We start from the raw sequence: 16,216 nt of genomic DNA on the forward strand, positions 1-16,216 counted from the left end.
GCTAAGGCAATATTTCAAGAACTTCACCATCTTCAATTTTAAAAATTAAATACATATAACTATCATAGGTCTTTCCTTCAATCTCTTTTGGAATCCAATTTTGTTTGGCGATACTTAGCGTAACTAGTTGGTCTACAAGTTCGTCATTTAAATCAGTTTTTTCGTAATCGGTATTTAATTCATTAATTTCAACATTTCCCACTTTTCCGTTACAGTTTAGCAAAAAACGTACGTTTACAAACCCTGAATCGGTATACCCATTATTGGTATATTTTTCTGAAATAGTTTTTCTAAATTGATACTTTTCGCCGTTAAATATACCTCTGGCTGAATGATAGTAGCCAAATGGTTTCAGTGAGGAATCACAGAGTTCAAACCCTTCAGAAAATTCGGAAGTCTCTGGATTTATATAACCTATCTCGTGAGGGTATTTTGCAGTATTGGTAGGGTATCTCCCAAGGCGTTCATAATAGATATAACCAATAAAACCGCCGAATAGCAGAACAATAATCCCTAGAATTCCGAAGATAATTAATACTATTTTTTTCCAGTTCATTTTTTGGGAATTGTCTAATTGAAAAACCTAGCAGGTCTTAAAGACTTGCTAGGTTTGGATAGCGTTATTTTTTTATCTCAACCTTCAGATGAAGCTCTTCAAGTTGCTTCTCGTCAATCGGCGCTGGAGCATCAATCATTACATCGCGACCTGAATTATTTTTTGGGAACGCAATAAAATCGCGGATGGTTTCCTGTCCGCCCAAAATGGCTACAAGTCTATCCAAGCCGAATGCAATCCCTCCGTGGGGCGGTGCGCCATATTGAAAGGCATCCATCAAAAAGCCGAATTGTGCTTTCGCCTCTTCGGGAGTAAACCCTAAATAATCGAACATTAAAGCTTGTGTTTTTTTATCGTGAATCCGTATCGAACCACCGCCAATCTCGTTTCCGTTTAAGACCAAATCGTAAGCGTTTGCTTTTACTTCACCTGGATTGGTATCCAAAAGTTCAAGCTGTCCGGGTTTTGGGGAAGTGAATGGATGGTGCATAGCGTGGTAGCGGTTTGTTTCCTCATCCCATTCCAAAAGGGGGAAATCTACAACCCAAAGTGGGGCGAATTCATCATTCTTTCTTAAACCAAGTTGTTCTGCCAAGTGCATACGTAATGCACTAAGTTGAGTTCGAGTTTTATTTTTTTCTCCTGCCATTATCAGCATTAGATCGCCTATTTTGGCGTTGCATTTTTCAGCCCATTCTTTTAAAGTTTCTTCACCGAAAAATTTATCAATAGACGATTTTAAAGTGCCATCAGCATTATATTTAACCCAAATCAAACCGGTGGCTCCAATTTGTGGGCGTTTTACATAATCAACTAATGCATCAATTTGTTTCCTTGAATATTCTGCACAACCTTCAACATTTATTGCAACTACCAACTCAGCAGTGTCAAAAACACCAAATCCTTTGGGTTCAAAAATTCCCCCTTGGGGGGTTAGGGGGCAAAACTCCATCCCGAAACGGATGTCGGGTTTGTCGTTTCCGTACTTCGCCATTGCATCGTCGTACGTCATTCTTGGGAATTCGGAAATTTCTACGCCGTTTATTTCTTTCAGCAAATGTTTGGTTAAACCTTCAAAAGCATTCAAGATATCTTCTTGCTCTACGAAAGCCATTTCGCAGTCTATCTGTGTGAATTCCGGCTGGCGGTCTGCACGCAAATCTTCATCGCGGAAACACTTTACAATTTGAAAATATTTGTCCAATCCGCCCACCATTAGCAATTGCTTAAAAGTCTGCGGACTCTGCGGAAGGGCGTAAAACTGACCTTCGTTCATTCTGGAAGGCACTACAAAATCACGTGCGCCTTCAGGAGTTGATTTTATTAAATATGGAGTTTCCACTTCAATAAATCCTTCTTTTGAAAGATAATTGCGAACCGCCATGGCAACTTTTGAACGAAAAATGAGGTTTTCGCGAACGGGTTTTCTGCGGATATCTAAATAACGATATTTCATCCGTAAATCTTCGCCACCGTCTGTTTCGTCTTCTATGGTGAAAGGTGGGGTTAGGGATTCGTTCAGAATGTTTAGTTCAGAAACTAGTATTTCTACATCGCCGGTTGGCATGTTTGGGTTTTTGGATTCGCGCTCAATAACGGTTCCTTTTACTTGGATTACGAACTCGCGGCCCAGTTTTGTTGCTTTTTCAATTACTTCTTTTGAAGTTCTTTCCTCATCAAAAATAAGTTGGGTGATGCCGTAGCGGTCGCGAAGGTCTACCCAGACCATAAAACCTTTGTCGCGGGTTTTTTGTACCCATCCGGCAAGGGTTACTTCTTTATTGATATCTGCCGCGCGAAGCTGGCCGTTGTTGTGCGTTCTGTACATAACATGTTCCCGAGAAGGCGGGAATCTCTTTTTAGTTAGACTTGAATTTCAAAAAAGGCGGGAATCTTTTGATTAATAGCCTGATTTTATTGAGGTGGCAAATTTAATAAGTATTAAATGAATTGTTGTGGTTTTGAAGGGATTATTATTTATCGCCGCGAATGCACGAATGCTTTAAAAGAAAGACCCACAAGGTTTTTTGAAATCTGTAGGTCAAGTCTTGTGCAAACGAAATTGCGCTTATGTTGAATAAGAGTATATATAATACTGTTTTCATAATTGAAGAAATTATAAATTGGTAAACCTCTTTAAGTTAAACAAAAAATCGTAGCAAATAAAAAAAAGTTTTCCCTTTTAACGAAGTCCGTTCCCTATAAAATAAAAACCCCTCGGAAAATTAAATTCCTAAGGGGTTTCTATAATCTAAAAATTATATTTTCAACTGCACTTCGACACTTCCGCTACACTCAGTGCAGGCAAGCTTAGTGTGACATACTCAAATGCTAAGCGGCTACTGATTATCAACTCGCAATTGTTCTTTTGCCTTCAACTTTTTCAACTCTTTCATCCTGCGCTTTTTTCTGAATCTAATCTTTGCGCGGTTTACTAAATAGAACATTACCGGAACCACAATCAAGGTAAGGAAAGTAGCGAAAATCAAACCGAAGATTACCGTCCACGCCAGCGGGCCCCAGAAAATAACGTTGTCCCCACCTATGTATATGTTGGGGCTGTAATCTGTAAAGAGACCAAAGAAATCTATGTTAAGCCCTATTGCCAGTGGAATAAGCCCAAGTACGGTGGTTATTGCGGTAAGCAATACGGGACGCAAACGCGACTTTCCGCCTGCAACTATTAAATCAAAATACTGGCGTTTGGTGAGCATTTGGTCTTCATCCATTTGCAAATCCTGCATTTTTCGGTCTATTAGAATTTGGGTGTAATCTATAAGTACAATGGCGTTGTTTACCACAATACCAGCCAGCGAGATAATACCCATCATTGTCATAATAATCACGAAGTCCATTTGGAACACTACCAGCCCGAGGAATACCCCTGCCAAACTGAGAACGATGGCCGTTAAAATTATAATTGGTTTGCTTATGGAGTTAAACTGTGCCACAAGAATAAGCAAGATACCGCCCATTGCGTAAAACAGCGCCATTAGCAGGAAGCCCATATTATCTGCCTGTTCTTCCTGCTCGCCCGTAAAGGCAAGGTTTACGTATTTTGGAAGTTCGTAACTCTGCAGTTCCGTTTTTAGGTCGTTTACAATTTCGGTAGCGTTGTACCCTCCAAGAACGTTGGAATAAACGGTGATGGTTCGTTTTAAATCTTTCCTTTTTATGGCGCTGAAAGAAGCAGTATTGTTTTTTGTAACCATTGCCGAGATAGGCACCTGCACTATTTTTCCTTCATTGTTTCTAAAAGTAATTGGCTGGTTGAAGAGCGCGCTTTCGTCATAACGTGATTTGTCTGAAAGGCGCACATTTATTTCGTAGTCGTCGTCGCCATCTTTGTAGGTTGAAGCTTCTTCGCCAAAAATAGCGCGACGTAAAGTTAATCCAATTTGGCTTGTAGAAATGCCCAGTTGACCCGCTTTTTCGCGGTCTACGGTTACGTCCATTTCGGGTTTGCTTTTGTTTACGTCTATCTTTAATTCTTCGATACCGCTTATGCCCAGCCCTTCAATATAGGAACGTAGGTTTTCAGCTTCGCGAAGCATTTCTTCGTAGTTTTCACCACTAAGTTCAATGTTGATAGGATAACCCACGGGCGGGCCGGCGGCATCTTTTTCAACAATAATGGAAGCTCCGGGGAAACCTTTTACAGACTCGCGTACTTCTTCTAAAACGGTACTACTTTTTACGCCACGACGCAATTGATAGTCGCGCATGGAAAGGGTTATTTTACCTTTTTGTGGCATTTCATTACTCTGGCCACCGTCTGTCTGCGGGTTTCCGGCACCTTGACCTACTTGCGAAATGGCAGATTCTACCATATAATTATAGCCGTTGTCGTTGTATTTTTCAATAGCTCCAAAAACACGTTTTTCTACTCGTTTGGTGAGCTCGTTGGTTTTTTCAATGTCGGTTCCCTGTGGATATTCTATGTAGGTGATAATCTGATTCGGCTCATTTTCGGGGAAGAAGAGCACTTTTGGTTGTACAACTCCCACTAAAATGAAAGAGAAAATTAACAGCGCAATTGTTCCGAAGAAAAACACGTAGGCTTTTCTTCCGCGCAAGGCATATTTCAGGATTTTTTCATAGAAATTCTCCAGTTTTTTAAGGGATTTGTACTGAAAATAATCCACAGCGCCAGCTAAGAAATATTTATAAACCCAAAGCATAATAGCTGCGAGAATTGCCAAGTTTCCGAAGCCTCGGAAAGCAGCAATATCCATAGCAAAACCTGCAACGAGAAGCAGAACGCCAACCCCGAGTAAAATTAAACTCCAACGGATTAGTTTCTTTTTTGTCATTGGTTCTTCTTCCACCTTCATAAATTCTGAAGTAAGCATGGAGTTAATAACCAATGCCACGAATAGCGATGATGAAAGTACCACCGAAAGCGTGATGGGGAAATAGATCATAAACTTACCAATGGTTCCCGGCCACAGCCCAAGTGGGAAAAACGCTGCCAATGTGGTTGCAGTGGAGGCGATAATAGGCCAAGCAATTTCACCCATACCTTGTTTGGCGGCTTTTCGCGGCGGCATGCCTTCACTCATTAACGTATATACGTTTTCAACCACCACAATACCATTATCCACCAGCATCCCAAGACCCATAACGAGTCCGAAAAGTACCATGGTGTTTAGCGTAAAGCCAAATGCCGAAAGGATAAATAGCGACAAAAGCATAGAAAGCGGAATGGCGAAACCTACAAAAAGCGCGTTTCTAAAACCTAAGAAGAACATTAGCACCAGTACAACCAAAAGCACCCCGAAAATGATGTTGTTTACCAAATCATTTACCTGATTTTCGGTTTTGATGGACTGGTCGTTTGTTAAAGTTATTTGAAGACTTTGCGGCAAATAATTTTCCTGTTCTTCGGCTACAATTTTTTTGATCTGCTCTACGGCTTCGATCATGTTTTTTCCCGCGCGTTTTTTTATATCTAGCATCACTACGGGTTCGCCGTATTCGCGGGCGTAGGTAGTGGCGTCTTTTTCTTTAAATTTTATGTCGGCGATATCTTTTAAGAAAATAATACCGTCATCTTTTTTAACTACTACATTTTCAAGCTCTTTGGGATTTTCAATTTCACCAGTGATACGAATATTTTTCTGTACTCCGTTAGTAATAATGTTTCCTCCGGAAATAGTACTGTTCTCTCCTTTTATCGCATTGATTATATTATCAAAACTTACTTGCGATGCGGTCATTTTGTAGATATCTACAGCTATTTCCACTTCTTTTTCCTCAGCACCACGGATGGTGGCTTCTTTTATCTGTGGAAGCAATTCAATTTTATCTTGAAGATATTCTGCGTAATCTTTCAATTGCTGCACAGGATAATCTCCTGTTAAATTGATGTTTAGAATAGGCATTTCTTCTGAAAAATTCAAATCGAAAACGCTTGGTTCTACCTTTCCGCCGTTTGTTAGCGTGGGCCAAGTGGTTTCGGCTTTTACTTGGTCAACCTTATCTTTTACCAATTGCTTTGCCACGGGGATATCCACAGATTCCTCAAATTCAACAATAATAATGGAGTAATCTTGAAGGGTGGTTGAAGTAATTTCCTTTACGCCACCAACGTCCTTAAACTCTTCCTCTAAAGGCTCGGTTATGAATTTTTCAACGTCTTCTGCAGAGTTTCCTGGGTTAACGGAGCTTACGTAAATTTTGGTCTCAATAATTTCTGGGAAAGCCTCGCGCGGCATACTGTAATATGCGAAAGCACCCAAAAATAGAATGATAGCCATAACCACATAGACCGTCATCTTATTGTCTATGGCCCAAGATGAAATACTAAATTCTTTATACGGATTCTTGCTCATAATGCAATTAGTTTCTTAGTTTTTTGATGGTTACTTTTTGACCATCGCGAAGGGTTTTGGCGCCTTCCTTAATAATAGTGTCGCCTTTTTTAAGTCCAGACTTTACCTCTGTGTGGTTTTCATAGGAAAGACCAGTTTCAAGAAGCACACGCTTTGCAACTCCCACAGAATCGTTCACTGGTTTGTATAGATAGGCAATTGTTTCGCCTGCGGCATTTTCTTGCAAGATGTTTTCGGGAACGGTAATGGCATTTTCTGCGCTGTAGTCGTTCACTTTTACGGTAGCGATGAGGTTTGGTTTCACCAAGCCGTCGGTATTCGGAATTTCAACCTGAATGTCAAAACTTCTGTTGTTTGGATTTATGTAATTGCTTACTTGGCGGACGGTGCCTTTAAATTCTTCATTGATTGATGCTAAAGTCACTTTTACTTGAGTTCCCTTTTTAATATTTCTAAGATAGGTTTCGGGGATTGAAGCCTTAACATACATATTGCTCAAGTTCACCAAACGAATAATTGGAGTTTGACCAGGAACAACTACCTGTCCGGGATCTGAAATAATTTCGTCCACCACACCGCTAAATGGCGCTGTAATTATAGTTTTGCCCAATTGGGAACGTAGCTGATTGGTTATATTTTTAGCCGCTTCATAATTAGTCTTGGCCTGTAGAAATTGTATTTCCGAACCTATTTTCTGATCCCAAAGTCTTTCTTGTCTTTCAAAAGTTGTTTTAGCCAAAGCCAATTGCGCTTCCTGTTGTGCCACCTGACTTGAAAGCCCACCGTCGTCTATTTTTGCAAGCCGTTGGCCTTTAGAAACATTTTGACCCTCCTTTACATATACAGTGGTAAGCACACCTGAAAATTCTGCGTTGAGAACTACGTTTTGATCTGTTTCCACATTTCCCTGTACTTCTACATAGTGTTTAAAGATTGAGTCCTTTATCACTTCAGCAGTAATTAAAGCTGGGCGTTCCTTTTTTTCGTGGGTATCAATATATTCATTGAGCCTATCGATATCGGTTTTTAATTCGCGTTGTTGCTTATTAAGCTCCGTTCTTTTTGCTTTTACCGCAACAAGATCACCCGAATCCATTATGGCATCGACCGATTTAGTATCACCACCGCAGGAAACTAGCGTGATGATTGTTATTAGGAGTAGGATTGATTTTTTCATGTTTGATCTAAAAGTTTAAAAGTTTATGTGTTTAAGAGTTTAAAAGCTGTTTTGGTAAAAGTTTATGTGTTTATACGTTTAAAATTTTAAAAGCTGTTACGATGAAAATTTGTGTTTTCGATGTATTTGAGAAGGTATTTATTCGTCTCATAAACTTTTAAACTTGTTTGTTGTTAACTTGTGTTTTATAAAGACCATCCAGCATCGCCAATATCTCTGAAATATTTTCACGTATTTCTAGTTAGATTTCGTACGAAAGAAATTCCAAATCCTTTGAAAGAATTAGTTGATTCAATAATTCTAGCGCTGAACTGTAAGCAATTTCAGTAAAACGCGCTTTATCTTTAAAAGAATGTCTTCCTGTTCCTTCTGCTATATTTGAAGAAATAGAAACCGCAGCGCGCCTCATTTGGCTTGTTAAACCAAATTTTTCTTCCGAAGAAAAATCTTTGGTGCTCTTGTAAATTTTTACGGAAAGCTCACGGGCTTTCTGCCAAACATTCAATTTTTCATACGAAAATATTCTCATAGTCTTTTTTAATGATTCAATATTCTTGTTCTGTGTTTATGAGTTTTGTCCCTCGCTCAGTCTTATAAACTTTTAAACTAATAAACACTTAAACTACTTTTAATATTTTCCTTTTATTTCTTCTGAGTTAATTCGCAATTGCGGAATATTGAGAACGGTTTCAAGATTTGCTTTTTCGTTTATCACTTCCAGCATAGATTGAAAATATTGTTGTTGTGCTGTATATAGTTGTATTTGGGCTTGACGCAAATCGAAACTTGTTGACAATCCTTCTGTGAATTTTATTTGGTTCTTGTTTTCAATACGCTCTGACAACCCAAGGTTTTTCTTCGAGTTTTCATAATTCTCTATGGCGAATAGATAGTTGCTCTGCGCCGTTGTTAAGTCTAGTTTTATTTCTTGTTTAGTCTGTTCAAAATCTGTTTTTGCTTGGTCCAAAGCTATTCGTGTTCTTTGTGAAGCTGCGCTACGCATCCCACTACTGAAAATTGGCACATTTAGACTTACACCTAAAACTGAAGACTGATACCATTTCTGATCACCGTTAAAAAAAGTGAAATCTTCACTGTTTGCAGATGTTCCATAATTAACAAATGCTGAAAGGCTAGGTAGAAATTTGCTTTTTTCCAATCGGTTTTCAAAATAGCGCTGCTCAACAAGATTGTAGGCTATTTTATAATCCACATTATCTTCTAAGTTTAATGAAGAATTCAAAAGTGAAAGGCTAATGTTTTGATTTGCCAACTCATCAAGATCGTCTGTCAATATTACTGTTGCTTCCACATCTATACCTAACGCGAGATTGAACATTTGTTTGGCAATAGCCTGACTTCTTTTAACATTGTTCAGTTGTGTTACAACATCCAGAAGAGTTATCTCTAGCTGTTCTACGCTTTCTTCTTCTGCCAAACCATTTTCGTATATTTTTCTGGTTTCATAGAGATTTTTATCAAGATTGGCTTTATTTTTTTCAAAAATATCCACCAACTCCTGCGCAAGTAAAACACTTCCATAAGCATTTATAACGCCCTTTCTTACTTCCAAGCGGGTTTTTTCGTTGGCATTTTCAGAAAACCGTAAAAATGCTCTTGCCGCCTTAAGACCAACAAGATAACTGCCGTCAAAAATGAGCTGGTTCAAAGTTGCCACAGCATTTGCGTTCTGTTTAGTTCCAAAAGTTATTGGAGTAAAAGTACCGGGCTCGCCACCACCAAATTCTGCCGGTATTAAGGTTACGGGCTGTTTTAGATTGTTCTGGTAACTTACATTACCATCTATCTGAGGAAGACCGCTTGCGGTGGTTTCCCATTTCTGCTTTATCGCTTTTGCAATGTCTCGCCTTGCATTTATAGAGGTATAATTGCTGTCCAAAGCAAAAATTACAGCCTCCTGCAAATTGAAACTATAACCTTTCTGCTCTTGAGAAAAACAAAAGGTTACAGACATTACAAAACTGAAAATTAAAAGTTTTTTAGTCATTGGTTTGATGCTCTTTGATGAATTTTTTTAATGTGATAAAACCTTCAGGTGTTACAATTCCTCTTAGATGATATTCAAGATACTCCTCTGAGATGAATTTCGTTGAAAATTTTTCTATGGGGAAAAGGTTTTGGTTTTTTGTGCCATGAATACCCAAAAAATAAAGCCTCGCTATAAAATCTATATCTAAATTGCTTCTGTAAAGACCCTGCTCAATACCTCTGCGAAGATTGGTGCGGGTACATTCCATCATTTTTTCGAAATGACTTTCTTTAAGATCCTCACTTATTTCAGGATAATATTTTTGTAGTTGATATTGTGGCGAAGAATTATCATCTTCAATCTTACCCATAACGAATTTCTTTATTTCGAAAAGTTCCTCGATGGGGTTATGATTTAAGGCACATATTTCATCGATGCCTATAGTAATGCTGTGCATTAAATTGCAGGTACACTCCTTTACCAAGGCTGTTTTATTCTTGAAATGCGTATAAATGGTTTTTTTTGAAATGGCCATTTCATTGGCAATATCATCCATGGTAACGCTTTTAAAACCAAGTTTTAAGAAAAGCGCGGTTGCCTTTAAAACAATTTTTTCTTTCATAATAGAATACAAATGTATGACGTGGAAACTTTTAAAACAAAAAAAGTTTCCAAAGTTTTATTTTATTTAACACAAGCTTAACAAGGCGACTATTTTGCGATATAAATTGTGTGCTTTTGCTTAGCTTGTTTTACTTTAGCCGAAATTTTTTTGACGGATGGAAATTTTAAAAAAATATGATGTTGTTCTTCAAGAGCATCTTGAAAAAGCGGTTGCCCAAAAGGAACCGCACCAACTTTATGATCCAATAAAATACATTTTATCTTTGGGCGGAAAGCGTATTAGACCTGCGCTGACCTTGATGGTTTGCGATTTTTTTGGTTCAGATTTTAGAAAAGCAATAAGTGCAGCTTTGGCTGTTGAACTTTTTCATAATTTCTCTCTCGTCCACGATGATATTATGGATAATGCGCCTTTGCGAAGAGGCAAAAGAACGGTTCACGAAAAATGGGATGTGAATACCGCCATTCTTTCTGGAGATGCGATGCTTATTTTGGCATATCGTTTTTTTGAAAATTATGAGCCGCAGATGTTTCAGGAGCTTGCGAAACTTTTCAGCGAAACCGCTTTGCAGGTTTGTGAAGGACAACAGCACGACATGGATTTTGAAATTCGTGACGATGTAACGCTTTTAGAATACATAAAAATGATAGACCACAAAACAGCAGTTTTGTTGGGAGCGGCTATGAAAATGGGTGCCATTGTAGCCGAAACTTCTGAAAGTGACAAAGATAAAATTTACCAATTTGGAAGAAATCTGGGCATCGCGTTTCAGTTGCAGGACGATTATTTAGATGTTTTCGGAAATCCGGAAACCTTTGGAAAGCAGGTGGGTGGCGATATTATTTCGAACAAAAAAACATTTCTGTACTTGATGGCTGTTGGGCAAGGATCTACAGCGCAGGCGGAAGAACTGGAGCATCTTTTCAGCATTAACCCGAAAGATCCAACAGATAAAATTTCAACAGTAAAGGAAATATTTTTAACCTCTGGTGCTGCCGAAGCAACGCAGGAAGAGATTCGAAAATACAACGCGAATGCTTTTTCGCTCTTGGAAGGCATTAATATTTCCGAAGAAAAAAAGGAAATGTTCCGAGACTTCGGGAATGGATTAATGAAGCGAAACGTTTAAAAATAAACTCGTACAAATGGCGCAAACGCATTTGTATAGATACTTTTTTCATTGTCAAAAAGAATATCATAACGAATTCCGATAGTTACATTATTTGTATGAAAACCAGCACCTAAAAACAGCGCTGGATACCAATAATTTTCCTCAAATTCTTCTAGGTAATATTTATAATTTCTGTTTACGTTCAGTTCTTCAAATTCAGCAGAAAGTTGAATTTCAGGAATTATGTTGTAGAGCGCAAGAATGCTGCCGCCCAAAATGGTTGCATTGTAATTGTTTTTTAAGCTGGCATAGGTTCCATTGAACGCCACACCGGCCGTAAATTGCTTGTTGAATTGATAAACGGCGCTGGGTGCGAGTGTCCCGCTGAAAAAACCGTCACCAAAACTAAGGCCAATTCCGCCACCAAATCGTACGTGTTGCCAAAAGTTGTATTGCTGATTTTGAGCTAGAGATTTTGTGATGCACAGCAAGGAGAACAATCCAACAAATACTTTACCAAAATACCTATATCCAGCTATTATCATTGGGAATACTTTAAGAATTTCATTCCATAAATATATAAAATCAAGTCAGCTAGTTAATGTAATTATTGTATTTTTGTACCGTTTTATCAAAAAGACCCATTTGTACATTTACCATGGATAAATTTTCCTTCTTAAACGCGGTTCATCCTTCTTATATCGCGGAACTTTACGAAAAATATTTACAATACCCAGACAGTGTTGAACCTAGTTGGAGAGCATTTTTCCAAGGTTTTGATTTTGGTTCAGAAAATAGTGCAGAGGACTTCTTTGGCTCGAGTGAACCTTCCGAAGCGCCACAATACGCCGATGGTGCAGATTGCGAAGATGTTATAAAAGAGTTTCAGGTAATGAAGCTTATTGACGGTTACAGAACCCGTGGACATCTTTTCACGAAAACCAATCCGGTACGCGAGCGCAGGAAGTACACGCCAACTTTGGCTTTAGAGAATTTTGGTCTTTCACAACACGATCTTAAGGCCAAATTTAAGGCTGGTGAAATAATAGGAATTGGTGAAACTACATTGGAAGAAATTATAAAACACCTTGAGAGCATTTATTGCGATTCCATTGGGATAGAATATATGTACATCCGTAAACCGGACGAAATTAAATGGATTCAGCAGAAGCTGAACATCAATGACAATCAGCCAAGCTTTTCAAAAGAACACAAAAAGCATATTCTTAAAAAGCTCAATGAAGCCGTGTCTTTTGAGAGTTTTCTTCATACCAAATACGTTGGTCAAAAGCGTTTTTCACTGGAAGGTGGCGAGAGTTTAATTCCTGCTTTGGACACATTAATCGAAAATGCTGCCGAAAAAGGAGTAGAAGATTTTGTGATGGGAATGGCCCACCGCGGCCGTTTGAGCACGTTAACAAATATTTTCGGAAAAAGCGCAAAAGATATCTTTAGTGAATTTGACGGAAAAGATTATGCACAGGATATTTTTGATGGCGATGTAAAGTATCACTTAGGTTGGACTTCAAAAAGAAAAACCGAATCTGGTAAGGAAATCAATCTAAACATTGCACCAAACCCTTCGCATTTGGAAACTGTTGGGGCGGTGGTTGAAGGTATTGCCCGCGCAAAACAGGACGACCACCACAAAGACAATCCAAACAAGGTTTTACCTATTATTGTTCACGGCGACGCTGCAATAGCTGCGCAGGGAATTGTTTATGAAATTGTGCAGATGGCACAATTGGATGGTTATAAAACCCAAGGGACAATTCATATTGTTGTGAATAACCAAATAGGTTTTACTACTAATTATTTGGACGCTCGCTCGTCAATCTATTGTACCGATGTTGGTAAAGTGACGCTTTCACCAATACTTCACGTAAACGCAGATGATGTGGAAGCAGTAGTGCACGCCATGAATTTTGCATTAGATTTCAGAATGGAATTTGCCCGTGACGTTTTTATAGATTTGTTAGGCTACAGAAAATATGGACATAACGAAGGCGACGAGCCTCGTTTTACACAGCCAAAACTTTACAAAGCAATTGCGAGGCATGAAAATCCGCGGGATATTTATGCTGACAAACTTATTGCTGAAGGTGTTATTGATAAAGGCTACACTGATAAACTAGAGCAGGAATTCAAGGATAAACTAGAAGAAAACCTTGAAGATTCCAGAAAAGAAGATAAAACCACAATCACTCCTTTTATGCGGGATGAGTGGGAAGGTTATGATTATGCCGAAGAAGATAAAATGATGGAGGCTGTTGACACAACCTATGATTTAAAAAAACTTGATGAAATTGCCGAAGTAATCACCAAATTGCCTGAGGATAAAAAATTCCTAAAGAAAATTGCCAAACTTATTGAAGCAAGACACACCATGTATTATGAAGATAATAAGCTGGATTGGGCTATGGGCGAATTGCTTGCATACGGAACGCTTTTAAAAGAAGGTCACGATGTGCGAATGAGCGGGCAGGATGTTGAAAGAGGGACTTTTTCGCATCGCCATGCAGTGATCACAGTTGAGGACAGCGAAGAAGAAGTAGTGCTTTTAAATAATTTGAAAGGTGATCAAGGTGATTTCTATATTTATAATTCGTTGCTTTCAGAGTATGGTGTGGTTGGTTTTGACTATGGTTATGCAATGGCAAGCCCCAATACGTTGACGCTTTGGGAAGCACAGTTTGGCGATTTCAGTAATGGAGCCCAAATAATGATAGACCAATATATTTCTGCAGCTGAAGATAAATGGAAGCTGCAGAATGGTTTGGTAATGCTCTTACCACACGGCTATGAAGGTCAGGGCGCAGAGCATTCTTCCGCTAGAATGGAACGTTACCTTCAACTTTGTGCAACAGACAATATGTTTGTGGCAGACGTAACAACCCCTGCGAATCTTTTTCACCTTTTCAGAAGACAGATGAAAGTCAATTATCGTAAACCGCTAATTGTATTTACTCCAAAGAGTTTGCTTCGCCACCCAAAAGTGGTTTCAACAAAAGAAGAATTCGCAAAGGGAAGTTTTCAAATGCTGATTGACGATGCAGAAGCAAAAGTAGCAAAAGTGAAAACGCTGGTTTTTGTTACAGGTAAATTCTATTACGATTTGCTTGAAAAAAGAGAAGAATTGAAAAGAGATGATGTTTCATTGGTGCGTGTAGAGCAACTGTTTCCGTTGCCAACTGAAGCAATGAAAAAAATCATAAAAAAGTATAAAAACGCAGATGATGTGGTTTGGGCGCAGGAAGAACCTAAAAATATGGGTGCTTATTCACATATCTTAATGCATTTTGAAGAAGCCAGAAACTTTAGAGTTTGTAGCCGAAAAATGTATGCGGCGCCTGCAGCGGGTAGTTCCGTAAGGTCAAAAGCGCGTCATTCTAAAGTGATTGAAAACGTATTTGATAAAAATATGGATTAGTTTTTCTGAAAATTTCACAGAAAGACAAAAAGAGATTAAATTTAAAGAACTGTAAACCGAGGTTTATATTAAAGAATAAAAGTATGGCATTAGAAATGAAAGTCCCGTCTCCGGGAGAATCCATCACCGAAGTTGAAATAGCATCTTGGCTAGTAGCAGATGGTGATTATGTGGAAAAAGATCAAGCAATCGCAGAAGTAGATAGCGACAAAGCAACACTAGAGCTACCAGCGGAAGCAAGCGGTATCATCACTTTTAAAGCTGAAGAAGGAGATATAGTAGGTGTTGGTGAAGTAATTTGCTTAATAGACACAGATGCCAAAAAACCTGGTGGAGAAGAGTCTTCAGAGAAGGAAGGCAAGAAAGAGAAAGCTGAAGATACTTCCAGAGAGAAAAACGAAGATACTTCAAAAAAGGTAGAGGCGAAAAAGGAAACTCCTTCAAAATCGTCCACTCCAAACCAAGAGCAGGATAAAAAAACATACGCTACAGGCTCTCCTTCGCCAGCGGCAAAGAAAATTCTTGATGAAAAAGGAGTTTCTTCAAAAGATGTAAAAGGCAGTGGCCGCGATGGAAGAATCACCAAAGATGATGCTTCAAACGCAACACCATCTATGGGCACTCCAGGAAGTGGTGGCCGTGGCAGTGAACGCAAAAAACTCTCTATGCTTCGCAGAAAGGTTGCCGAACGTTTAGTTTCCGCAAAAAATGAAACCGCAATGCTTACTACTTTTAACGAAGTAGATATGACTGCTATTTTTGAGTTGAGAAACCAATATAAAGAGCAGTTCAAAGAAAAACACGGCGTAGGGCTTGGCTTTATGTCTTTCTTCACTTTAGCTGTAGTACGCGCATTGGAGCTTTTCCCACAAGTAAACTCCATGATAGATGGGGATTATATGATAACGTATGATTTTAAAGATATTTCCATAGCAGTTTCCGGACCAAAAGGATTGATGGTTCCAGTAATACGGAATGCTGAAAACCTTAGTTTTAGAGGTGTGGAAGATGAAGTGAAAAGACTTGCTATAAGAGCTCGCGACGGTCAGATTACTGTAGATGAAATGACAGGCGGTACTTTTACAATTTCTAACGGAGGTGTTTTTGGAAGTATGCTTTCCACTCCAATCATTAACCCACCACAATCTGCAATTTTGGGGATGCACAATATAGTAGAGCGCGCCATAGTTCGCGATGGCGGGATTGTAGTAGCGCCAGTAATGTACGTTGCACTTTCATACGACCATAGAATAATTGATGGCCGCGAGTCTGTAGGATTTTTGGTAGCTATAAAAGAAGCATTAGAGAGTCCCGAAGAACTTTTAATGGACAACAAAGTCAAACATGCTTTGGAATTATAATTTAAAAAAATAAAGAGAAATAAAAAATCCGGCCTGTAGAGCCGGATTTTTTTGGTTAGTTAGGAAACATCTTCTTAGTAAAAAATAATGGTTTTGATCAAGTTTAGTAAAAGGATTAATACTACTGAAATT

Annotated in this window: 11 protein-coding genes; 3 read left to right on the plus strand and 8 right to left on the minus strand. The window is 38.7% G+C overall.

Annotated elements, in window-relative coordinates; all coding sequences use genetic code 11:
• Window position 1: 1 nt before the first annotated feature.
• The 7 genes from ESV24_RS00060 to ESV24_RS00090 all read right to left on the minus strand — a co-directional run bounded on the left by ESV24_RS00060 (window position 2) and on the right by ESV24_RS00090 (window position 10,179).
• Window positions 2–556 carry a hypothetical protein gene (locus tag ESV24_RS00060; RefSeq protein ID WP_111813236.1) on the minus strand — a complete coding sequence of 185 codons (555 nt, stop codon included), beginning with the start codon at window positions 554–556 and terminating at the stop codon, window positions 2–4.
• Window positions 557–620: 64 nt separating this feature from the next.
• Complete coding sequence (gene aspS / locus ESV24_RS00065) at window positions 621–2,384, minus strand: aspartate--tRNA ligase (protein ID WP_111813237.1); 1,764 nt, start codon at window positions 2,382–2,384, stop codon at window positions 621–623.
• Between the two features lie 511 nt (window positions 2,385–2,895).
• Window positions 2,896–6,390 (minus strand): efflux RND transporter permease subunit, encoded by a 3,495-nt coding sequence (locus ESV24_RS00070; RefSeq protein ID WP_111813238.1) that lies wholly within the window; start codon window positions 6,388–6,390, stop codon window positions 2,896–2,898.
• A 7-nt stretch (window positions 6,391–6,397) separates the two neighbouring features.
• Window positions 6,398–7,567 (minus strand): efflux RND transporter periplasmic adaptor subunit, encoded by a 1,170-nt coding sequence (locus ESV24_RS00075; RefSeq protein WP_111813239.1) that lies wholly within the window; start codon window positions 7,565–7,567, stop codon window positions 6,398–6,400.
• A gap of 241 nt (window positions 7,568–7,808) precedes the next feature.
• A complete protein-coding gene (locus ESV24_RS00080) occupies window positions 7,809–8,096 on the minus strand; it encodes a four helix bundle protein (RefSeq protein ID WP_200829499.1) in 288 nt (95 codons plus the stop codon).
• Between the two features lie 99 nt (window positions 8,097–8,195).
• Complete coding sequence (locus ESV24_RS00085) at window positions 8,196–9,575, minus strand: TolC family protein (RefSeq protein ID WP_111813240.1); 1,380 nt, start codon at window positions 9,573–9,575, stop codon at window positions 8,196–8,198.
• The gene (locus tag ESV24_RS00090) at window positions 9,568–10,179 is read right to left on the minus strand and encodes a TetR/AcrR family transcriptional regulator (RefSeq protein ID WP_111813241.1); all 612 of its coding nucleotides are present in this window, start codon (window positions 10,177–10,179) and stop codon (window positions 9,568–9,570) included. Before ESV24_RS00090 ends, ESV24_RS00085 begins: the two co-directional genes overlap by 8 nt.
• A 157-nt stretch (window positions 10,180–10,336) precedes the next feature.
• Here ESV24_RS00090 and ESV24_RS00095 point away from each other — a divergent pair, with 157 nt between their 5' ends.
• Entirely contained in the window at window positions 10,337–11,311 is a 975-nt protein-coding gene (locus ESV24_RS00095) for a polyprenyl synthetase family protein (RefSeq protein WP_111813242.1), read from the plus strand.
• On the opposite strand, the gene ESV24_RS00100 is transcribed toward ESV24_RS00095, so the two are convergent.
• Window positions 11,308–11,838 (minus strand): alpha-ketoglutarate decarboxylase, encoded by a 531-nt coding sequence (locus tag ESV24_RS00100; RefSeq protein WP_235003955.1) that lies wholly within the window; start codon window positions 11,836–11,838, stop codon window positions 11,308–11,310. The genes ESV24_RS00095 and ESV24_RS00100 overlap by 4 nt on opposite strands.
• Before the next feature lie 113 nt (window positions 11,839–11,951).
• On the opposite strand from ESV24_RS00100, the gene ESV24_RS00105 reads away from it, so the two are divergent.
• Both ESV24_RS00105 and odhB read left to right on the plus strand, forming a co-directional pair.
• Window positions 11,952–14,723, plus strand: a complete 2,772-nt coding sequence (locus tag ESV24_RS00105) for a 2-oxoglutarate dehydrogenase E1 component (RefSeq protein WP_111813243.1) — start codon at window positions 11,952–11,954, stop codon at window positions 14,721–14,723.
• Window positions 14,724–14,806: 83 nt separating this feature from the next.
• The gene (gene odhB / locus ESV24_RS00110; protein ID WP_111813244.1) at window positions 14,807–16,084 is read left to right on the plus strand and encodes a 2-oxoglutarate dehydrogenase complex dihydrolipoyllysine-residue succinyltransferase; all 1,278 of its coding nucleotides are present in this window, start codon (window positions 14,807–14,809) and stop codon (window positions 16,082–16,084) included.
• Window positions 16,085–16,216: the final 132 nt, after the last annotated feature.

The sequence above is a fragment of the Aequorivita lipolytica genome (assembly GCF_007997135.1).
In the GTDB taxonomy this organism is placed as follows: domain Bacteria; phylum Bacteroidota; class Bacteroidia; order Flavobacteriales; family Flavobacteriaceae; genus Aequorivita; species Aequorivita lipolytica.